The organism is Flavobacterium sp. GSP27 (assembly GCF_003970395.1).
Classification (GTDB): Bacteria; Bacteroidota; Bacteroidia; order Flavobacteriales; family Flavobacteriaceae; genus Flavobacterium.
In genome coordinates, this window is the sequence record NZ_RYDP01000007.1 from 66742 (window position 1) to 87833 (window position 21092).

Sequence of the window (21092 nt, forward strand, 5' to 3'; positions counted from 1 at the left end):
GCTGTTTTAATTTCTTAATAGTAGAAAGGTCGTTGTGGCCAAAGACAGCAACGTAATAATAGTCCCTAAGGATTCAATTCCTGTTTTCCCGGTTCCCCAGGTTTTTTGCTTGAGCGGCTTGATATAAACATAATCATTAGGTTGTAAGTAATAATAAGGCGATTGCATCACATTGATATCCGTCAAGTCCAGATCATGCATTTGAACTCCTGTTGGTGTTTTTCGCATGATGGTAACTGCTTTCCGGTCTCCTGTAATAGAGATATCTCCGGCATTTGCAATGGCTTCCATTATATTTACCTGCTCTTGAAATAATGTTTTTGTTCCCGTACTGCCAATTTCCCCGTTGATCGTATATCTAAACCCCGATAATTTTACGGTTACAAAAATATTAGCTTCGGCATTAAAATACTCCGCTAACAATTGCTTTTCGATTCTCACTCTGATTTCGTCCAGCGTGTAACCAATAACATTTAATTCTCCTAAGACCGGAACCCTTATGTTTCCATGATCGTCTACTGTAAATCCATCAAAATACAATGCGGATTCTGATTTTCCTACCGAACCGACTTCGCTTGTAGGACTAAAAATAGCAACTAATTTAGGATCTATCGCTTTTATAGTAATACTCAACACATCATTTGTTTGCAACCGATAAGGCTTAGATCCTACCACAGCAATAGTAGATTCTTGTGCTGAGGTATCCTTTTTCTGAAGATAAATTAAATCTTTAGTAGGGATACAGGAAAAAAGCAACACACTTATAACTAACAACAAACAGAGTACCGACTTGCTCATTTACAATATTTTTAAGCGACAAATATAACTTTTCATTTACGATTTAAAAAGCAACATTATTCATTAAACAAATTAATTATTTTTAAAAGTCTTTTCAAAAGGAACTCTTTGCAAAATACTCCTGCCCAGGGTAACTTCATCCGCATATTCCAGCTCATCACCTACTGAAATTCCTCTGGCGATTGTTGATATAATAATCCCGCAATCCCCAATTTGTTTGTAAATATAAAAATTGGTAGTATCTCCCTCCATTGTGGAGCTTAACGCAAATATAATCTCATTGACACTACCGGATTTTACTTTTTCAACTACAGTATTGATGTTCAACTGACTGGGGCCCACGCCGTCAATAGGTGAAATTTTACCGCCCAAAACATGATAAATTCCTCTGAATTGTCCTGTATTCTCGATCGCCATAACATCACGGATATCCTCCACAATACAAACAATTTGATGATTTCTGTTTTTGTTGGCACAAATTTCACACAACGCACTGTCCGATATATTATGGCAACTCGCACAATACTTTATATCCTCCCGCATTGCCACCAAGGCTTGCGCTAGAAATCCTGTTTGCTCTTTGGGCTGTTTTAATAAATGCAACACCAGTCGCAGTGCAGTTCGCTTACCAATTCCTGGCAACTGAGACATTTCATTGACTGCCCTTTCTATTAATTTTGAAGAAAATTCCATAACTGCAAATGTAGCAATTTGTTTATTTGTTTAATCGGTTATTTCTTGAATCGATTGTATACTTTAGTTATTCGATTTTAGTCCGCCGTTTTTTCTACTATTGGGCGCAATGTCATTAAGGCTGCGCTGTTTCTGCCCTCACTTCGAGTACTTTTGAATAGTAATGCGAAAGCGTTACTGATTAAAATTGTGTCGAGAAGCCATTGTATAAAAAAGAATCCTTTTTCAACGGAAGTACTTAGGACGTAAAGCAATACCTTTAGTGGGCAGTTTTAAAACCAAAGCGGCTATAATACTACTTGCTAGACAATTAAGCAGTAGCTATTCGTGATGTAATAAGGATAGAAGTTCAAGGCCAAAGGTAATCCGGATCCAGAAATGACGCATTAAACAAAAAATCGTATTTTGCTGCCTGTAAACTCAAAAAAATGACACCATTCACCATTCTATCGTTAATTGTAATCTACTTCGGGATTTTGTTTTTGATTTCCCATTTTGTAAGTAGAAAAGACAGTGGCAATGAGGCTTTTTTCAAAGCCAATAAAAACTCAAAATGGTATTTAGTGGCTTTCGGGATGATTGGGACTGCGCTTTCCGGGGTAACTTTTATTTCGGTGCCGGGAGAAGTGGGTGCGCCAAACGGGGAACAATTCAAGTATTTTCAGTTTGTTCTGGGAAATGCCATTGGCTTTATAGTTATTGCAAAAGTGCTGTTGCCTCTGTACTACCGGATGAATCTGACTTCGATTTACGGCTATATCGAGCAGCGATTGGGGTTGTATTCCTATAAAACTGCCGCAACAATTTTCCTGATCAGCCGAACAATAGGCTCTGCGTTTCGATTGTATCTTGTGGTGATCGTTTTACAGCGCTATGTTTTTGACTTTTACAACATTCCCTTTGCCTTTACCGTGCTGATTTCGCTGGCTTTAATTTTTGCATATACCTATCGTGGCGGACTCAAAACCATTATCATTACGGATACCTTACAAACTTTTTTCTTAGTGACCTCTGTTTTCATGACTCTTTTCTTTATTTGCAGAAGCTTGAATTTAAATGCTTTTGAAGCTTTTGAAACCGTAAAAAACAGTAACTATTCGAAAGTATTTTTCTTTGAGGATTTCGTGTCGAGTAAGTTCCATTTTATCAAACAAATTCTGGGAGGGATTTTTGTAACCATTGCCATGGTAGGTCTGGATCAGGATTTAATGCAAAAAAACCTGAGTTGTGCCACCATTGGTGAAGCTCAAAAAAACATGTTCACATTTACCGGAATATTTGTACTTATCAATATATTTTTCCTGAGCGTAGGTGCGCTACTGTATGTTTATGCCGCTAAAAACGGGGTTGAAATCCCCACCGATTTAAACACCGGAAAGCCCAGAACCGATTTGCTTTTCCCGGAAATTGCTTTTAATCACCTGGCTCTGATACCTTCAGTTATATTCTTATTGGGATTGACGGCCGCAACTTTTGCTACGACTGACTCTGCATTAACAGCGCTTACGACTTCGTTTTGTGTGGATTTTTTAGGAATGGACAAAGCGGAGAATCTGAACAAACCTAATGTAGTCCGAGACAGACATCTGGTTCATGTTGCGTTTTCCTTTTTGATGTTTCTGGTCATTATTTTCTTTAATTCCATAAATGACAGTTCCGTAGTAGGAATGATTTTCAGGGTGGCCTCCTACACGTATGGACCACTTTTAGGATTGTATTGTTTCGGGCTGTTTGCACAGTCAAAAACGGTCAAAGACAAACTGGTCCCGATAATTTGTTTGTTGTCTCCTGCACTCACATACCTTATCAGCGAACATTCAAAAACATTGTTTTTTGGATACGTCTTTGACAATGAGCTGATCATTGTAAACGGGCTTATTACTTTTCTTGGATTGTGGTTGATTAGCAAAAAAGCGGCTTCAGAAACACGATTTTAGTTTTAGCCCAGATGGCAGCGGCATCCTTTTCTTGTCCCGTTTTAAAAACGGGACAAGAAAAGATATAGCGAACAGCTGGAGGTAGCTCCAAAAAAAATATTAATACTGGTTAGTAGTCAATAATACTAAGGTACAGGCTATTTCTACTTTGATATCATTCAGCTTCAGCAATTGGTACAATTCTGGATTTTCAGTTCCCGGATTAAAAATAACACGTTTAGGTTTAGCCTCGACGATATAATTGTAATAATCGCGCTGACGTGCAGGGTTCAAATAAAGGGTAACGGTATCTATATTTTTTATGGGAATGGCTTTGGTCTGGATTTTCACACCGGCCACTTCACCAGCATTTTGTCCTAAAGCAAGCACCGAATGTCCTTTGTCTACCAACATAGTGATCGCTTTGAAGGCGTATTTCTCTGGTTTAGTAGTTGCTCCCAGAACTAGTGTTTTTTTATTCTTTGTCATTTTCTATAAGTATATGCAGCAAAAGTAATCAAAAAGGTTTGTCCGTTTCGGAATTTTCAAGTTTAGTTATCACTGCAATAAAAACATTTCCCTAACATTAAAAAGTAAAAAAAGAGTATTTTTACACCCTTAAATATAAAATATGGATCTTTTTATTTATCTGTTTGTCGCACTTTTCTCCGTGTTGAACCCTATTGGTACTGTTCCTATTTTTGTAGGACTTACACAACATGACACAAAAAAAGAACGTTCCAGGATTTCATTGTGGACAGCGATAAATGTGTTTATCATCTTAATTGTCTCTTTTTTTATTGGGCAATATATGCTGATTTTTTTTGGCATTAGCATCGATGCGCTTCGAATTGCCGGAGGACTTATCATAGTAAACTCGGGATTTTCATTGCTCTCGGGACAATTTAACAAAAAGAGGGGGATCACCAAAAAAGCAGAAAACGATGCTCAAAAAAGAAATGATATCGCTCTGACTCCACTAGCTATCCCTATGCTAGCCGGACCTGGATCTATTTCGCTGCTGATTGCTTTTTATCAGGAACACAATACAACTAGCGAAATTATCATTTCATCCTTTGCCATTCTTGCTATCGCAGTTGCTATTTTCATCATCTTGAAAAGTGCTCATTATTTAGCAAAAATACTTGGAGAATCCGGAATTGTAGCGATCTCCAGAATCATTGGTTTTATTGTAATTGCTATAGGAATCCAATATATTGTAAGTGCGATTATCAATATTATTAAAGGCAATTTGATCTAAGATTAAATTCAGGCAAAACGCAGTGTATTTGCCTGAATTGTACAATTATTTTCTTGGCAAAAAGATCTCAGCCATCATACATCTGGCACTGCCACCCCCACATGCTTCAATAGTATCCAGGCTCGAACTCAAAATTTCAGCATGTCGTTCCAGTTGTTCTATTTGTTTTGAAGTTAAACTCTGATGTGCAGCAGCACTCATCACTAAATATCGTTTGTCCTTTGCCCCAAGAATTTCAAGCATGTTTCCTGCAAAAGTATTCATTTGGGCTTCCGTAATTAAAATGATTTCTTTCCCGTTTTCTTTTAGGCTATCCAGGACCATTTTACGTTCTTTTTTATCATCAATACACTCCGAACAAATCACAGCAAAAGTGTCCCCCAGACACATCATCACATTGGTATGGTAGATCAATTTTCGTTCCGAACCGACGGTTTGAAATGCTTCAAAAATAACTGGAGCATAGTCAAAATCCTCACAGAATTCGATAAACAACTCTTCATCAGCCCTTGGTGACAAAGCGCAATATGCTTTAGCATTAGTTCTATCCAAAAGCAAACTTCCTGTTCCTTCCAAATAGAATCCATCTTCCTCTGCCGATGTATAATCAACAATATTATGAATCACAAATCCTTTGTCTTCCAGAACATCTAAAATATCTTCGCGGCGCTCGTGACGGCGATTTTCAGCAAACATAGGATATAAAGCCACATCTCCATTCTCGTGAAAAGAAATCCAGTTGTTTGGAAAAACACTATCTGGTGTATCTGGATTCAGGGTATCATCAACAACCGTAACATCAACCCCGACTGCTGTTAGTTTTTCGACAAAAGCATCAAATTCTTGTTGTGCTTTAGCGTTTACCGTTGCAGGCAAAAGACCGTCTACTACTTTTTGGTAATAATTATTTACTGCCGTTTGTTCGTTCATTCTAAACGCTACTGGGCGAATCATCAATATCGAATTTGTTGTTTGTTTCATGGGTTTTTGTGTTTTATTTTTGTGGTAGAGACGCACTGCAGTGCGTCTCTATCGTGCGTCTCTACCACAATACGTTTTTAAAATTGAATTAATCTCGAATCAAAGGCAAGGTCGAACAGCGCAATAGCCCTTCTTGTTTTGCAATTTCGGCATAAGGAATTTCTTCTACCAGAAAACCGTTTGCTCGCAACCAATTGTTCAGTCGGGTGAAATTTCTTTCGGAAACCACAACAGTGGTATCGATAGAAAAAATATTAGAATTCATGTGATACATTTCGTCTCTAGTGACGTGAAATAAATTTTCTTTCCCAAAAAGATTAACCAAGAATAAATAATCGGCTTCTTCTCGAAATCCATTTTTGTATATAATCCCTTTATTAATTCCAACAGGCTGAAAACAACAGTCTAAATGCAAGGCATTATCCCTTGCTTCAATTTTAGACTTTACTAGGTCAAATCCCTTTACAATTTTAGTAGGAAACAGGTCTTTGATGTACTGCACACCCTGAAGATTCGTCCGTGCTGTAATATAATCCTGGTAATCACTTCCTTTATATGTACCAACGAAGATATAGTCATTCCACAACATCACATCCCCTCCTTCTATGTGTACTTCTTCTGGGGGGCGCACTACTTTTTGAGGATCCATTTGGTCTATTACGTACTGAATCGCGTCTAATTCCCGCTCGCGATCCGGCAATATATTCGATTTTACAAAAACATCTCCAATTACAAAGCCAATATCTCTGGTAAATATTTGATTGTAATTTTCAATCATTTCAGGACGAAACACCGTTACATCATATTTTTCAAAAACCCGATTGAAGGCTTCCATTTCTCGAACCATATCTATCTCGATCGGATAAGTCCCTGCCAATATATGCTCTAACGATTTTGGATCATAGGCCTCTTCTCGTTTTGGCGTTGGCCCGTTATGTACTGCAGAACCCAAAACAACTGCCCTTAGTCTTGAAGTTTCATTATTTACATTTAATTCTAACATGTATCTTTAACTTTTAGCAAATATAAAAAAAGCTTCACAAATTTGTGAAGCTTTTTATCTTTTATCTTTTATCAGAGGTCTTGAATTCTCGCAAAGGATGTCCTGTGTAAATTTGTCTTGGTCTTCCGATAGGCTCTTTATTTTCTCGCATTTCTTTCCATTGTGCAATCCAACCCGGCAAACGCCCTATGGCAAACATAACCGTAAACATATCGGTAGGAATTCCTAGCGCTCTGTAAATAATTCCAGAGTAGAAGTCTACATTAGGATATAAATTTCTTGATTTGAAATACTCATCTTCCAAAGCCGCTGCTTCTAACTTTTTAGCAATAGCAAGAATTGGGTCTTCAACTCCTAAAGTTGCTAAAACTTCATTTGCTGCTTTTTTGATGATTTTTGCTCTTGGATCAAAGTTTTTATAGACTCTATGTCCAAAACCCATCAATCTAAAAGGATCATTTTTATCTTTGGCTTTAGCCATATATTTATCTGCATCACCGCCATTTCTATGGATTTCTTCCAGCATTTCAAGAACTGCCTGATTGGCACCTCCGTGCAAAGGACCCCAAAGAGCTGAAACTCCGGCAGATATTGATGCAAACAATCCCGCATGTGAGGAACCCACCATTCTAACGGTAGAAGTGGAACAGTTTTGCTCATGATCGCCATGAAGTATAAACAACTTGTCTAATGCATCTACTACCACAGGGTTTGGCGTATACGGCTCTGTAGGCAATTCAAACATCAAATGCATGAAATTCTCCACATACCCTTTAGTGTTATCATAATAATTCAAAGGATAACCCATACTTTTTCTGTAGGTCCAAGTGGCAATAACCAGGAATTTCCCCATGGTTTTACAAACTGCTTCATACATTTCTTTTTCATTCTCTACATTAACCGATTTAGGGTTGAACGCAGTCAATGCACTCGTCAAAGCAGCTAAAACACCCATTGGATGGGCTGTTTTTGGAAAACCATCAATGATGTTTTTCATTTCTTCATTGACCAGCGTGTATTTTCTGATATCCGTTTCAAATTGCGCCAACTGTTTAGTAGTAGGCAATTCTCCAAAAATTAAAAGATAAGACACTTCAAGAAAATCAGCTTTTTCTGCTAAATCTTCAATAGCGTATCCTCTGTAGCGAAGAATTCCTAATTCTCCGTCCAGAAAAGTAATATCACTCTTACAAGAACCTGAATTTTTATAGCCCGGATCAAGAGTAATTATACCGGATAAATCACGTAATTTGTTAATATCGATGGCAACTTCATTTTCGCTACCTACTACTATAGGCAGTTCAATTTTTTTTCCGTCGATTTCTAATGTTGCTGTTTTTGACATAATATATTTGAAAATAAACTTTTAAAATAATAATTTATCAAATCTAGGGAATTAAACACTAATTAAAAAGAGAATAATACAATGAAAATGTTAAATATTACCAAAAAAAAGCCATTCACACGAAGTGAATGGCTAAAAAAGATAGTATTAGAACTTATTTTATTTTAAAAGCGTTTTTTCCCGGAAAATAAGCGGTATCGCCTAATTCTTCTTCAATTCGCAATAATTGATTGTATTTAGCCATACGGTCTGAACGAGAAGCAGAACCGGTCTTGATTTGTCCACAATTTAATGCTACTGCTAGATCTGCAATAGTATTATCCTCCGTCTCTCCGGAACGGTGTGACATTACCGAGGTAAAGCCTGCGTTTTTAGCCATATTGACCGCTGCAATAGTTTCAGTCAAAGTACCTATTTGGTTTACTTTAACCAAAATTGAATTTGCAATTCCTTTTTCGATTCCTGTTGACAATCGTTCCACATTAGTAACAAATAAATCATCCCCTACTAATTGTACTTTATTACCAATTTTATCCGTCAGGTATTTCCAACCATCCCAGTCATTTTCATCCATTCCGTCTTCGATAGAGATAATAGGGTAATTAGCTGCTAATTCAGCTAAATAATCAGCTTGCTCCTCTGAAGTTCTAATTTTACCCGTTTCGCCTTCAAATTTCGTATAATCGTATTTTCCGTTTACAAAAAATTCAGAAGCCGCACAGTCTAAAGCCACCATGATTTCGTCTCCAAAAGTATAACCAGCAGCCTCAACTGCTTTTTTGATCGTGTCCAATGCATCCTCTGTACCACCGGCAAGGTTTGGTGCAAAACCACCTTCATCACCTACAGCGGTACTTAAACCTCTATCATGTAATACTTTTTTAAGGCTATGAAAAATCTCAGTCCCCATTTGCATTGCATGCGTAAAAGAAGTTGCTTTAACTGGTATGATCATGAATTCCTGAAACGAAATTGGCGCATCAGAATGTGAACCTCCATTGATGATATTCATCATAGGAACGGGCAATGTATTCGCAGAAACGCCGCCTACATATCGATACAAAGGCAATCCTAATTCATTTGCTGCCGCTTTGGCAACAGCCAAAGACACACCCAAAATTGCATTTGCTCCCAAGTTTGATTTATTAGGCGTGCCATCTAAATCAATCATCATTTGATCAATAACATTTTGTTCAAAAACGGAAACTCCAAGAAGTTCTTCCGAAATAAGTGTATTCACATTTTTCACCGCATTCAAAACTCCTTTACCAAGAAAAGCTTTTCCTCCGTCACGTAACTCCACTGCTTCATGTTTACCGGTAGAAGCTCCAGATGGAACTGCTGCTCTTCCTAAAACACCATTGTCTGTAATTACATCTACTTCAATTGTAGGATTTCCTCTTGAATCAAAAATTTGTCTTGCGTGAATTTTGATAATTATACTCATATTTTCTAATTTTTATTTAGTAATACAAATATATTCTATCTTTTGTAATGACATTATGAAAATAATGAATGTTATTAACGAAAACGTTATAATTATTTTAGAAATAACACTTTTCTACTTTATTAAAATTTTATTTTGCAGTATCAAATTAATTTTACTTTTTTCATTATATATTCGTGAAATTATATTCACTTTTGAAAGTGCTTTTTTTCTTTAAAATTCACAGTCAAGATGCGTATTGCATCGAGACAGCGCAAAATAGGACTAAAATATCATAGATAGTAGTATAAAAATTATTTTTCGCATAAAAAAAGGCCTGACTTTATGATTAAAGTCAAACCCTTCTGTTTTAAAATTTTGACAATTAAATAACTGTCTTTATCCTTTAATATTTTCAATAAACTGATCAAATAAATACGACGAATCATGGGGCCCAGGACTTGCTTCAGGGTGGTATTGAACAGAAAAACAATTTTTGTTTTTCATGCGCATCCCTGCAACAGTTCCATCATTAAGATGAAGATGCGTAATTTCAAGATTTGGATGATTGTCCAATTCCTCTTTATTAACCGCAAAACCATGATTTTGAGAAGTTATTTCCCCTTTTCCAGTGATGATATTTTTTACAGGATGATTTATTCCTCTGTGCCCATTAAACATTTTATAAGTAGAAATTCCATTAGCAAGACCAATTATTTGGTGTCCAAGACAGATTCCAAATAAAGGTTTATCATTGTCAAGAATTTCTTTAGCCACTTGAATAGCACCCGAAAGAGGCTCAGGATCCCCAGGACCATTAGATAAGAAGTATCCATCTGGATTAAATGCAGCTAAATCCTGATACGAAGAATCAAAAGGAAATACTTTAATATAACAATCTCTTTTAGCCAGATTACGAAGGATATTCATTTTTATTCCTAAATCAAGTGCTGCGATTTTATACGTTGCCTTCTCCTCACCAAAAAAATAAGGTTCCGTAGTAGAAACTTTAGATGCTAATTCTAAACCCTTCATATCAGGGACTTTTGATAAAGCAATTTTTAGTTCTTCTACTGAGGTATCATCTGTACAAATTACAGCATTCATAGCACCGTTCTCCCGAATATAACTAACCAGGGCACGCGTATCTACATCAGATATACAGATCAAGTTTTGTTTAATAAAATAATCTTCTAGACTCCCTGAAGCATCGGAACGAGAATAATTAAAGCTAAAATTTTTACAAACCAACCCGGCAATTTTGACACTACCTGATTCTATTTCTGAATCGTTTACTCCATAATTTCCAATATGAGCGTTCGTGGCAACCATTAATTGTCCAAAATAAGAAGGGTCAGTGAATATTTCCTGATAACCTGTCATTCCGGTGTTAAAACAAACTTCCCCAAAGGTAGTTCCGCTGATTCCAATAGATTTACCATGGAATATGGTTCCGTCACTCAATAAAAGAATGGCACTTTGTCTTGTTGTATATTTCATTCGTTGCTATCTAATGTTATTTTTAATAGTCTCATGGAACTCGCAAAGCGGGTTTCATATATATAGTTAAATATTGTGCAAATTTAATTGTTTAAAGCAATGGATGCAAGTTTTTGAAATTTATTGTATAATAAAAATTCTACCCTAGAGCCATGAAGACCTTGGAGCGTCTGGAGGCATCTTTTTGATTTTTTTTTAAAAGCAAAAGATACAGTGAACAGCAAGACAATTCACTATTAAATAATACGTTTTTTGTTCCGAAAAAATCAAAAAAAAAGGATAAACTATAAATAGCTTATCCTTAATTTTTATTGAATGATTATTTTCATAATTACTCAGCAGCTGTCTCTGCAGTTGGTTCACTTTCAGCAGCTGGAGCTTCAGTAGCCTCATCTGCTTTTTTAGCTTTCCCACCACGACGGCTTTTTGCTTTTTTAACTTCTTTTTTACCCCCATTGTAAAGTTCATTGAAATCTACTAACTCGATCATTGCCATATCAGCATTATCTCCTAAACGATTCCCAACTTTAATGATACGCGTGTATCCACCTGGACGGTCTCCTACTTTAGCAGCTACGTCTCTGAACAAGTCAGTTACCGCATATTTGCTACGTAAGTAAGCAAAAACGATACGACGATTGTGAGTCGTATCTTGTTTTGATTTTGTTATTAAAGGCTCAACGAATTGTTTAAGCGCTTTTGCTTTAGCAACAGTAGTGTTAATACGTTTGTGCTCTATAAGAGAACAAGCCATATTAGCTAACATAGATTTTCTATGTGCAGTCTGTCTGCTTAAGTGATTGAATTTTTTTCCGTGTCTCATGACGTGTTTTTTTATACTTTCATCTTGATGCTATCCATTTTGGAGATCAAAATATGAAGTAATTTATTCTTTATCTAGTTTGTATTTTGCTAAATCCATACCAAAGTTCAAATTTTTAACTGCAACAAGTTCATCAAGTTCAGTTAAAGATTTTTTACCAAAATTACGGAATTTCATTAGGTCATTTTTGTTGAACGATACTAAATCACCAAGTGTATCAACTTCAGCCGCTTTCAAACAATTTAATGCTCTTACAGAAAGATCCATATCAACAAGCTTAGTTTTAAGCAATTGTCTCATGTGTAATGACTCTTCATCATACGATTCTGTTTGTGCAATTTCGTCAGCCTCGAGTGTAATTCTTTCGTCAGAGAACAACATGAAATGGTGAATCAAAACTTTAGCAGCTTCAGTAAGGGCATCTTTTGGATTGATAGAACCATCAGTTTTAATTTCAAAAACTAATTTTTCATAATCTGTTTTTTGCTCTACACGGAAGTTTTCAATTGCATATTTTACATTTTTTACCGGAGTAAAAATTGAATCTGTAAAAATAGTTCCAATTGCAGCATTCTGTTTTTTGTTCTCTTCAGCAGGAACATATCCTCTACCTTTTTCGATCGTTAAATCGAAATTAAGTTTAATTTTAGGATCTAAATTACAGATAACTAGTTCTGGATTCAAAACTTGGAAACCTGAAATAAATTTTTGAAAATCACCAGCTGTTAATTGATCTTTACCGGAAACAGAAATAGTAACTGATTCATTATCAATATCTTCAATTTGTCGTTTGAAACGTACTTGTTTAAGATTAAGGATAATTTCGGTAACGTCCTCAACAACTCCTGAAATAGTAGAAAACTCATGATCTACACCTTCAATACGAACAGATGTAATAGCATAACCTTCTAATGCTGAAAGCAAAACTCTTCTAAGTGCATTACCAACGGTCAATCCGTAACCCGGTTCTAAAGGTCTAAATTCAAATTTACCTTCAAAATCGGTTGAATCGATCATGATAACTTTATCGGGCTTCTGAAAATTAAATATTGCCATAAATTTCGACTAAGTCAATTATTATTTGTTGTACAACTCTACGATTAATTGTTCTTTAATGTTTTCTGGGATTTGAAGTCTAGCTGGTACAGAAACGAAAGTACCTTCTTTGATATCATTATTCCAAGTAATCCATTCATAAACATGACTTGAATTAGACAAAGAACGTTCGATTGCTTCTAAAGATTTAGATTTTTCACGAACTGCAACTTTATCACCAGGTTTAAGGTGGTAAGAAGCTATATTTACAACGTCACCATTAACAGTGACATGTCTATGAGAAACAAGTTGTCTAGCTCCTCTTCTTGAAGGGGCAATACCCATTCTAAAAACAACGTTATCTAATCGTGCTTCACATAATTGTAAAAGAACTTCACCAGTAACACCTTTAGTTGCTGATGCTTTTTTGAATAAACCTCTGAATTGTTTTTCTAAAATTCCGTAAGAATATTTAGCTTTTTGTTTTTCCATTAACTGGATAGCAAATTCAGATTTTTTCCCTCTTTTTTTAGCCATCCCGTGTTGTCCGGGTGGATAATTTCTTTTTTCGAACGCTTTATCGTCTCCGAAAATTGCTTCGCCGAATTTACGGGCGATTCTTGTACTTGGACCAGTATATCTTGCCATTTTAAATTGTTTAAGATAGAGATTATGAATTCAGGTCTTATCCTTCGATAATCGGTATTCTATCTAGGTTATACTAAAAAAATATTATTAAACTCTACGTCTTTTTGGAGGACGACATCCGTTGTGAGGCATTGGAGTAACATCGATAATCTCAGTCACTTCAATTCCACCGTTATGCAAAGAACGGATCGCAGACTCACGTCCGTTTCCTGGTCCTTTAACATACACCTTAACTTTTTTAAGTCCTGCTTCAAGAGCTACTTTACTACAATCTTCTGCTGCCATTTGGGCTGCGTATGGAGTATTCTTTTTAGAACCTCTAAAACCCATTTTACCAGCTGAAGACCAAGAAATAACTTCACCTTTTTTGTTTGTCAAAGAAATGATGATATTATTGAAGGTAGCAGAAATATGAGCTTCTCCCGTTGATTCAACGATAACTTTACGTTTTTTTGCAGTTGCTTTAGCCATATTACTTATTATTTAGTTGCTTTTTTCTTGTTGGCAACAGTTTTTCTTTTACCTTTTCTTGTTCTGGAGTTATTCTTAGTTCTTTGTCCTCTTAATGGAAGACCAGTTCTGTGACGAATACCTCTGTAACATCCAATATCCATTAGACGTTTGATGTTTAAAGAAACTTCTGAACGCAATTCTCCTTCAATTTTGAAAGTGGACACTGCTTCACGAATCGCTCCGATCTCATCATCATTCCAGTCTTGAACCTTTTTATCTTGGCTTACTTGAGCTTTTTCTAAAATCTCAATAGCTCTACTATTTCCTAATCCGAAGATGTAGGTAAGTGCTATAACACCTCTCTTATTTTTTGGGATATCTACCCCTGCTATTCTTGCCATAATTATCCTTGTCTTTGTTTAAATCTAGGATTCTTTTTGTTTATTACGTACAATCTCCCTTTTCTTCGCACAATTTTGCACTCGGGACTTCTCTTTTTTACTGAAGCTCTAACTTTCATTTTGAATATCCTTTAATATCTATAAGTAATTCTTGCTTTTGACAAATCGTAAGGGCTCATTTCTAGTTTCACTTTATCACCAGGTAATAATTTGATATAATGCATACGCATTTTTCCAGATATATGTGCAATTACTATATGTCCATTCTCTAACTCTACACGAAACATTGCATTTGATAATGCTTCAATGATCGATCCGTCTTGTTCTATTGCTGATTGTTTTGCCATAAAGTTAAGCTACTGCTTTTCTATTTTTACCACTTTTCATTAAACCATCATAATGCTTATTTAGCAAATATGAATTGATTTGCTGCATTGTGTCAATGGCAACACCTACCATAATTATCAATGAAGTACCTCCGAAAAACATTGCCCAGGATTGTTGAACATCCATAACACTTACAATTATCGCCGGGAACACGGCAATCAAAGCAAGAAATAAAGATCCTGGAAAAGTTATTAAAGACATCACCTTATCAAGATAATCAGAAGTTTCAACTCCTGGTCTGATACCCGGTATAAAACCACCGCTTCTCTTTAAATCATCAGACATCTTGTTAGTAGGAACTGTGATTGCAGTATAAAAGAAAGTAAATACAATTATTAACGTTGCAAAAACTAAATTATACCAGAAACCAAACATATTACTAAAAGCGCCAACGATTGACTGCGAAGCATCTGATTTAGACAGCCCTGCCAAAGCAGCTGGAATGAACATAATTGCTTGAGCAAAAATAATTGGCATCACCCCAGAAGCATTAAGCTTTAAAGGGATCCACTGTCTATTTCCACCTAACATGTCTTGTTCAAAATCCCCTGAAGTAGTACGTCTGGCATATTGAACAGGAATTCTCCTAATCGCCATAACCAACAATACACAACAAACAATAACCAATAACCAAATGATAATTTCGATAACTAACAACATCGGACCACCGTTATTATTAGTCACTCTCGTGGTAAATTCTTGGATGAATGCCTGAGGCAATCTTGCCAAAATACCCACCATAATCAACAAAGATATACCATTTCCTATTCCCTTATCTGTAATTTTTTCTCCTAACCACATCGCAAAAATTGTACCTGTGACTAAAATAATTACTGACGAAAATAAGAATTCAAATGAATTGAATCCCAATAAAAATGCATTACTAGGTAACGTTCTATATAAATTGTAGATGTAAGTAGGACCTTGAACCAAGGTGATACCAATAGTCAACCAACGTGTAATTTGATTAATTTTTTTTCTACCGCTTTCTCCATCGCTTTGAAGTTTTTGCAAGTATGGAACCGCAATTCCCATCAACTGAACAACAATTGAAGCAGAAATGTAAGGCATTATTCCTAAGGCAAAAACAGAAGCCTGTGAAAAAGCTCCTCCAGTAAACATATCAAGAATTGAACCAATTCCTTCTTTAGTTTGCCCGGCTAAATTACCCAACTGTGTAGCATCAATACCTGGTAAGGTTACTTGAGCCCCAAAACGATACACTAAAAGCAAACCCAATGTAATTAGGATTCTATTTTTCAGTTCTTCGATTTTCCAAACATTACTAATTGACTCAATAAATTTCTTCATATTAATTGAAAAATTACATTGTTACAGCTTCTCCACCAGCAGCTTCAATAGCAGCTTTTGCAGTAGCAGTAAATTTGTGAGCGGTTACTTTTAATTTTGCTGTCAATTCACCTCTACCTAAAATCTTAACGATTTCATTTTTAGTAGCTAAACGATTAGCAACATAAACTGTCATATCAACAGTATCTTTAATAACACCATTATCAACTAATAGTTGAAGTGTATCAAGATTTACACCTTCGTAATCTTTACGATTGATGTTTGTAAAACCAAACTTAGGTACACGTCTTTGAAGCGGCATTTGTCCCCCTTCAAAACCAATCTTTTTAGAATAACCAGAACGAGATTTGGCTCCTTTGTGACCTCTTGCAGAAGTACCACCTTTTCCAGAACCTTCTCCTCTACCTAACCTTTTATTTTGATTGTGTGTAGCACCTTCAGCAGGTTGTAAGTTACTTAAATTCATAACAGTATTTGTTATTTAGCTTCTTCAACAGAAACTAAGTGTTTAACTTTATTTATCATCCCAAGGATTGTAGGGTTTGAATCATGCTCTACAACTTGTCCCATTTTACGTAGACCTAAAGCTTCCAAACCTCTCTTTTGAGTAAGAGGACAGTTGATTTTGCTTCTAACTTGTTTTACTAATAATTTAGCCATAATTTCCTTGAATTAACCTTTAAAAACTTTTTCTAAAGAAACGCCTCTTTGTTTTGCAACAGTATAAGCACTTCTCATTTGTAATAAAGCATCAAAAGTTGCTTTTACCACGTTGTGAGGATTTGAAGATCCTTGAGATTTAGATAATACATCATGAATTCCTACTGATTCAAGAACTGAACGAACAGCTCCACCAGCAATAACTCCTGTACCATGAGAGGCAGGAATTAAGAATACACGTGCACCACCAAATTTACCTTTTTGTTCGTGAGGAACTGACTGACCATTCAAAGGAATTTTTACTAAATTTTTCTTAGCATCTTCTACTGCTTTCGCAATTGCTTCAGAAACATCTTTAGATTTTCCTAATCCGTGTCCAACCACTCCGTTTTCATCACCTACAACTACAATAGCAGAAAAACCAAAAGCTCTACCACCCTTTGTAACCTTAGTAACACGATTTACACTTACCAAACGATCTTTTAATTCAAGACCACTTGGTTTTACTAACTCTACATTCTTGTATTTACTATTAGACATACTATATTAGAATTTAAGTCCAGCCGCTCTTGCGCCTTCCGCTAATGATTTAATACGTCCGTGATATAAATAACCTCCTCTATCGAAAGTTACTACGTCTATCCCAGCTTTTAAAGCTTTTTCAGCAACTAGTTTTCCAACTGCTGTAGCAACTTCAATGTTCGTACCGTTACCTATTTCTTTTTCTCTTGAAGAAGCCGCCAATATAGTAACTCCGTTTACGTCATCAATAAGTTGCGCGTAAATTTCTTTGTTACTTCTAAATACAGATAGTCTTGGATTAGTAGCAGTACCACTAATTGTTTTTCTAATTCTGAATCTAATTCGTTGTCTTCTTTCAGGTTTTGTTAATGACATAATCTTATTTTTTAAGCTGATTTACCTGCTTTTCTTCTTAATACTTCCCCTACAAACTTAACACCTTTTCCTTTATACGGCTCAGGCTTACGGAAACCTCTGATTTTCGCAGCTACTTGCCCTAAAAGTTGTTTGTCAAATGATGTTAATTTCACGATAGGGTTTTTACCTTTTTCAGATATTGTTTCTAAAGTCACTTCTGGAGCAATTTCTAAAACAATATTGTGAGAATAACCAAGTGCTAAATCTAATTTTTGTCCTTGATTTGAAGCTCTGTAACCAACTCCTACCAATTCTAATGACTTAGTAAAACCATCTGTTACACCGATAATCATGTTATTGATCAAAGATCTATACAAACCGTGTTTTGCTCTTTGGTCTTTGTGATCAGAAGATCTTTCTACTTGAACTAGATCCCCTTCAACTGTAACAGTAACGTCCGAAAACTCCTGAGTTAGTTGACCATTTTTTCCTTTTACTGTAATAATACCATTTGCAACTTCAACAGTTACACCAGCAGGGATTACAACCGGACTTTTACCTATTCTTGACATCTTATTATAGTCTTTAAATTAGTATACGTAACAAATTACTTCACCACCTACATTCAATTGCTTCGCTTTTTTTCCTGTCATCAACCCTTTAGAAGTAGATACAATAGCGATGCCTAATCCATTAAGGATTCTAGGAATGGTAGAAGAACTTGAATATTTACGTAAACCTGGTTTACTAATTCTTTGGATATCTTTAATTACGGACTCTTTAGTATCTTTATCATACTTCAAAGCAATTTTGATTGAACCCTGAACAGCGTTGTCTTCAAATTTGTAACTCAAGATATAACCTTGATCAAATAAGATCTTAGTTATTTCTTTTTTTAGATTAGATGCAGGAATCTCAACGACTTTGTGGTTTGCAGCCACAGCGTTTCTAACTCTCGTCAAATAATCTGCAATAGGATCTGTATACATGTGTATTGATTTGCGGCAACGGTTTTCGACAAAGTATTTGTCGAACCTGAAACCAATTTATAAATTTCTATAATCACAAATTTCAAATTACGAATTACTTTTTAAAAGGTAATTCATAATTTGAAATTCATAATTGAATTTTACCAAGATGCTTTTTTAACACCTGGTATCAATCCGTTATTTGCCATTTCACGAAATGTAACACGTGAAAGACCGAATTGACGCATATACCCTCTTGGTCTACCTGTTAATTTACAACGATTGTGCAAACGAACTGGTGAAGCATTTTTTGGCAACTTTTGCAAACCTACGAAATCTCCAGCTTCTAACAAAGCTTTTCTTTTCTCAGCATACTTAGCAACTGTTTTTTCTCTCTTAACCTCGCGGGCTTTCATTGATTCTTTAGCCATGTCTTAATTCTTTTTAAAAGGTAAACCTAGTTCAGCCAATAATGATTTTGCTTCCTTGTCTGTTTTTGCAGTAGTTACAAAAGAAATATCCATACCTGAAATTTTGTTAACTTTATCAATATCAATTTCCGGGAAAATGATTTGCTCCAAAACTCCAAGGTTATAATTTCCTCTTCCATCAAAACCAGTAGCTTTAATACCACTGAAATCCCTTACACGTGGTAAAGCTGAAGTAATAAGTCTATCTAAAAACTCATACATTCTTTCTCCACGCAAAGTAACTTTTGCTCCAATAGGCATCCCTTTTCTCAATTTGAATGACGCAACGTCTTTCTTTGAAATAGTAGATATTGCTTTCTGTCCAGTAATCTTTGTCAACTCATCAACCGCGTAGTCGATTAGTTTTTTATCAGATACAGCTGCACCAACTCCTTTACTTAAAACGATTTTTTCCAATTTTGGAACTTGCATTACGTTTACGTATCCGAATTCCTCTTTAAGAGCAGCAATTACTCTGCTCTTATATTCTTCTTTTAGTCTAGGTATATACTCCATTACTATAGTACTTGATTAGATTTTTTTGAAAATCTTACTTTCTTATCTCCTTCTACTCTAATACCAACTCTTGTTGTTTCCTTAGTTTTAGGATCAATTAAAGAAATATTAGATATTTGTATAGAAGCTTCCTTCTTTACGATACCACCTTGAGGGCTTTTTGCACTTGGTTTCGTATGTTTCGATACCATGTTAACACCTTCAACAATCGCTTTGTTTTTCTCACGGTAAACACGTAATACTTTACCTTCAGCACCTTTATGGTCTCCAGCAATTACTCTTACTATATCACCTGATTTTATTTTTAGCTTTATCATCTTAAAACGAATTAAAGCACTTCTGGTGCTAATGATACAATTTTCATGAATTGTTTTTCACGAAGTTCTCTTGCTACCGGACCAAAAACACGAGTTCCTCTCATTTCACCAGCAGCATTCAATAACACACATGCGTTGTCATCAAACCTAATGTATGAACCATCGGCTCTTCTTACTTCTTTTTTGGTACGTACAACAACTGCAGTTGAAACAGCTCCTTTTTTAACGCTTCCGTTGGGAGCAGTATCTTTGATAGAAACTACAATCTTGTCACCAACAGAGGCATACCTTCTTTTGGTACCTCCTAAAACACGGATAGTTAAAACTTCCTTTGCTCCAGTATTATCTGCTACTTTTAGTCTTGATTCTTGTTGTACCATAATTATTTAGCTCTTTCTAAGATTTCAACTAACCTCCAACATTTGGTTTTACTTAAAGGACGCGTTTCGCTAATCCTTACCGTATCTCCAATGTTACAGTCGTTCATTTCGTCGTGTGCGTGATACTTTTTAGTTTTCAACACGAACTTACCGTATAATGGGTGTTTTACTTTACGCACTTCTGCAACAACAATAGATTTATCCATTTTGTCCGAAGTTACAACACCAACTCTTTCTTTTCTTAAATTTCTTTTTTCTTCCATCTTTCAGCAGACTACAGTTATTGTCTTTTAGTAAGTTCAGTAGCTAATCTTGCAACTGTTCTTCTTACACTTCTAATTTGAAGTGGGTTCTCAATTGGTGAAATAGCGTGAGCCATTTTTAGATCAGCGTATGTTTTCTTAGTTTGGCTAAGCTTTTCTTGCAACTCTGCTGCAGAAAGATCTTTTATTTCTGATTGTTTCATAATATAATATAGATTATGCTTCGAAATCTCTAGCAACGACGAATTTAGTTTTTACTGGAAGCTTTTGAGCTGCAAGACGTAACGCCTCTTTAGCAACTGACAAAGGAACTCCTCCAACTTCAAACATAATCCTTCCGGGTTTAACAACGGCAGCCCAATACTCAACTGCTCCTTTACCTTTACCCATACGTACCTCAAGAGGCTTCTTAGTAATTGGTTTGTCTGGAAATATTTTGATCCATAACTGCCCTTCTCTTTTCATAAAACGAGTTGCAGCGATACGTGCAGCTTCTATTTGACGAGAAGTTAAGAACATTCCATCTTCATGTACAGATTTAATACCAAACATTCCATTAGAAAGTTCATGTCCTCTTTGAGAATTCCCTTTCATTTTACCTTTTTGTACCTTACGGTATTTTGTTCTTTTAGGCTGTAACATTTTTCTTTAATTTAAA

The 21092-nt window shown here is 35.7% G+C and carries 31 protein-coding genes; 2 read left to right on the top strand and 29 right to left on the bottom strand.

Annotated elements, in window-relative coordinates:
- Positions 1–6 precede the first annotated feature (6 nt).
- Positions 7–798, bottom strand: a complete 792-nt coding sequence (locus EKM05_RS07965) for a polysaccharide biosynthesis/export family protein (protein ID WP_126458934.1) — start codon at positions 796–798, stop codon at positions 7–9.
- A gap of 72 nt (positions 799–870) precedes the next feature.
- A complete protein-coding gene (gene recR / locus EKM05_RS07970; RefSeq protein ID WP_126451855.1) occupies positions 871–1491 on the bottom strand; it encodes a recombination mediator RecR in 621 nt (206 codons plus the stop codon).
- Positions 1492–1919: 428 nt separating this feature from the next.
- Here recR and EKM05_RS07975 point away from each other — a divergent pair, with 428 nt between their 5' ends.
- Positions 1920–3428 (top strand): sodium:solute symporter, encoded by a 1509-nt coding sequence (locus EKM05_RS07975; RefSeq protein WP_126458931.1) that lies wholly within the window; start codon positions 1920–1922, stop codon positions 3426–3428.
- A gap of 99 nt (positions 3429–3527) precedes the next feature.
- On the opposite strand, the gene EKM05_RS07980 is transcribed toward EKM05_RS07975, so the two are convergent.
- Positions 3528–3896: a CoA-binding protein gene (locus tag EKM05_RS07980; protein WP_126458928.1), complete on the bottom strand. Its 369-nt coding sequence runs from the start codon at positions 3894–3896 to the stop codon at positions 3528–3530.
- 142 nt (positions 3897–4038) lie between these two features.
- Here EKM05_RS07980 and EKM05_RS07985 point away from each other — a divergent pair, with 142 nt between their 5' ends.
- Complete coding sequence (locus EKM05_RS07985) at positions 4039–4668, top strand: MarC family NAAT transporter (protein WP_126451852.1); 630 nt, start codon at positions 4039–4041, stop codon at positions 4666–4668.
- Between the two features lie 45 nt (positions 4669–4713).
- On the opposite strand, the gene ctlX is transcribed toward EKM05_RS07985, so the two are convergent.
- From ctlX to rplP, 26 genes are all read right to left on the bottom strand, one after another.
- A complete protein-coding gene (gene ctlX, locus EKM05_RS07990; protein WP_126554523.1) occupies positions 4714–5649 on the bottom strand; it encodes a citrulline utilization hydrolase CtlX in 936 nt (311 codons plus the stop codon).
- An 88-nt stretch (positions 5650–5737) separates the two neighbouring features.
- Positions 5738–6652: a dimethylarginine dimethylaminohydrolase family protein gene (locus tag EKM05_RS07995; protein WP_126554525.1), complete on the bottom strand. Its 915-nt coding sequence runs from the start codon at positions 6650–6652 to the stop codon at positions 5738–5740.
- A 61-nt stretch (positions 6653–6713) separates the two neighbouring features.
- Positions 6714–7997, bottom strand: coding sequence for a citrate synthase (locus EKM05_RS08000; protein ID WP_126458918.1), 1284 nt, complete (start codon positions 7995–7997; stop codon positions 6714–6716).
- 154 nt (positions 7998–8151) lie between these two features.
- Positions 8152–9444, bottom strand: coding sequence for a phosphopyruvate hydratase (gene eno, locus EKM05_RS08005; protein ID WP_126458915.1), 1293 nt, complete (start codon positions 9442–9444; stop codon positions 8152–8154).
- A gap of 378 nt (positions 9445–9822) precedes the next feature.
- Positions 9823–10923, bottom strand: coding sequence for a glutamine-hydrolyzing carbamoyl-phosphate synthase small subunit (gene carA, locus EKM05_RS08010; RefSeq protein WP_126458912.1), 1101 nt, complete (start codon positions 10921–10923; stop codon positions 9823–9825).
- 331 nt (positions 10924–11254) lie between these two features.
- The gene (gene rplQ, locus EKM05_RS08015) at positions 11255–11746 is read right to left on the bottom strand and encodes a 50S ribosomal protein L17 (protein ID WP_126458909.1); all 492 of its coding nucleotides are present in this window, start codon (positions 11744–11746) and stop codon (positions 11255–11257) included.
- Between the two features lie 63 nt (positions 11747–11809).
- Complete coding sequence (locus tag EKM05_RS08020) at positions 11810–12802, bottom strand: DNA-directed RNA polymerase subunit alpha (RefSeq protein ID WP_126451845.1); 993 nt, start codon at positions 12800–12802, stop codon at positions 11810–11812.
- A gap of 21 nt (positions 12803–12823) precedes the next feature.
- Positions 12824–13429, bottom strand: a complete 606-nt coding sequence (gene rpsD, locus EKM05_RS08025; RefSeq protein WP_073210389.1) for a 30S ribosomal protein S4 — start codon at positions 13427–13429, stop codon at positions 12824–12826.
- Between the two features lie 87 nt (positions 13430–13516).
- The gene (gene rpsK, locus EKM05_RS08030; protein WP_024981527.1) at positions 13517–13900 is read right to left on the bottom strand and encodes a 30S ribosomal protein S11; all 384 of its coding nucleotides are present in this window, start codon (positions 13898–13900) and stop codon (positions 13517–13519) included.
- A gap of 8 nt (positions 13901–13908) precedes the next feature.
- Entirely contained in the window at positions 13909–14283 is a 375-nt protein-coding gene (rpsM, locus tag EKM05_RS08035) for a 30S ribosomal protein S13 (protein ID WP_091173715.1), read from the bottom strand.
- A gap of 2 nt (positions 14284–14285) precedes the next feature.
- Positions 14286–14402, bottom strand: coding sequence for a type B 50S ribosomal protein L36 (gene ykgO, locus EKM05_RS08040; RefSeq protein WP_008992256.1), 117 nt, complete (start codon positions 14400–14402; stop codon positions 14286–14288).
- A gap of 12 nt (positions 14403–14414) precedes the next feature.
- A complete protein-coding gene (gene infA / locus EKM05_RS08045; protein WP_007136545.1) occupies positions 14415–14630 on the bottom strand; it encodes a translation initiation factor IF-1 in 216 nt (71 codons plus the stop codon).
- Positions 14631–14634: 4 nt separating this feature from the next.
- Positions 14635–15981: a preprotein translocase subunit SecY gene (gene secY, locus EKM05_RS08050; RefSeq protein WP_126451844.1), complete on the bottom strand. Its 1347-nt coding sequence runs from the start codon at positions 15979–15981 to the stop codon at positions 14635–14637.
- 13 nt (positions 15982–15994) lie between these two features.
- Entirely contained in the window at positions 15995–16447 is a 453-nt protein-coding gene (rplO, locus tag EKM05_RS08055) for a 50S ribosomal protein L15 (protein WP_126451843.1), read from the bottom strand.
- 11 nt (positions 16448–16458) lie between these two features.
- Positions 16459–16641, bottom strand: a complete 183-nt coding sequence (gene rpmD, locus EKM05_RS08060) for a 50S ribosomal protein L30 (RefSeq protein WP_027310825.1) — start codon at positions 16639–16641, stop codon at positions 16459–16461.
- A gap of 12 nt (positions 16642–16653) precedes the next feature.
- Positions 16654–17181, bottom strand: coding sequence for a 30S ribosomal protein S5 (gene rpsE / locus EKM05_RS08065; protein WP_035668102.1), 528 nt, complete (start codon positions 17179–17181; stop codon positions 16654–16656).
- Positions 17182–17187: 6 nt separating this feature from the next.
- Positions 17188–17538, bottom strand: coding sequence for a 50S ribosomal protein L18 (rplR, locus tag EKM05_RS08070; protein ID WP_113636694.1), 351 nt, complete (start codon positions 17536–17538; stop codon positions 17188–17190).
- Positions 17539–17549: 11 nt separating this feature from the next.
- Positions 17550–18092, bottom strand: coding sequence for a 50S ribosomal protein L6 (gene rplF / locus EKM05_RS08075; protein WP_126451841.1), 543 nt, complete (start codon positions 18090–18092; stop codon positions 17550–17552).
- Between the two features lie 18 nt (positions 18093–18110).
- Entirely contained in the window at positions 18111–18509 is a 399-nt protein-coding gene (gene rpsH, locus EKM05_RS08080; RefSeq protein ID WP_066081018.1) for a 30S ribosomal protein S8, read from the bottom strand.
- 140 nt (positions 18510–18649) lie between these two features.
- Positions 18650–18919, bottom strand: coding sequence for a 30S ribosomal protein S14 (gene rpsN / locus EKM05_RS08085; RefSeq protein WP_007136553.1), 270 nt, complete (start codon positions 18917–18919; stop codon positions 18650–18652).
- A gap of 3 nt (positions 18920–18922) precedes the next feature.
- Positions 18923–19474, bottom strand: a complete 552-nt coding sequence (gene rplE / locus EKM05_RS08090; RefSeq protein ID WP_126451840.1) for a 50S ribosomal protein L5 — start codon at positions 19472–19474, stop codon at positions 18923–18925.
- A 2-nt stretch (positions 19475–19476) separates the two neighbouring features.
- Positions 19477–19791 (bottom strand): 50S ribosomal protein L24, encoded by a 315-nt coding sequence (gene rplX / locus EKM05_RS08095; RefSeq protein ID WP_035668111.1) that lies wholly within the window; start codon positions 19789–19791, stop codon positions 19477–19479.
- An 11-nt stretch (positions 19792–19802) separates the two neighbouring features.
- Positions 19803–20171, bottom strand: coding sequence for a 50S ribosomal protein L14 (rplN, locus tag EKM05_RS08100; protein WP_026717863.1), 369 nt, complete (start codon positions 20169–20171; stop codon positions 19803–19805).
- 2 nt (positions 20172–20173) lie between these two features.
- On the bottom strand, positions 20174–20434 hold the full coding sequence (gene rpsQ, locus EKM05_RS08105) for a 30S ribosomal protein S17 (RefSeq protein WP_066081027.1): 261 nt from the start codon (positions 20432–20434) through the stop codon (positions 20174–20176).
- Positions 20435–20451: 17 nt separating this feature from the next.
- Positions 20452–20637 (bottom strand): 50S ribosomal protein L29, encoded by a 186-nt coding sequence (gene rpmC, locus EKM05_RS08110; protein WP_091203666.1) that lies wholly within the window; start codon positions 20635–20637, stop codon positions 20452–20454.
- Between the two features lie 13 nt (positions 20638–20650).
- Positions 20651–21076, bottom strand: coding sequence for a 50S ribosomal protein L16 (gene rplP / locus EKM05_RS08115; RefSeq protein ID WP_007803637.1), 426 nt, complete (start codon positions 21074–21076; stop codon positions 20651–20653).
- Positions 21077–21092 lie beyond the last annotated feature (16 nt).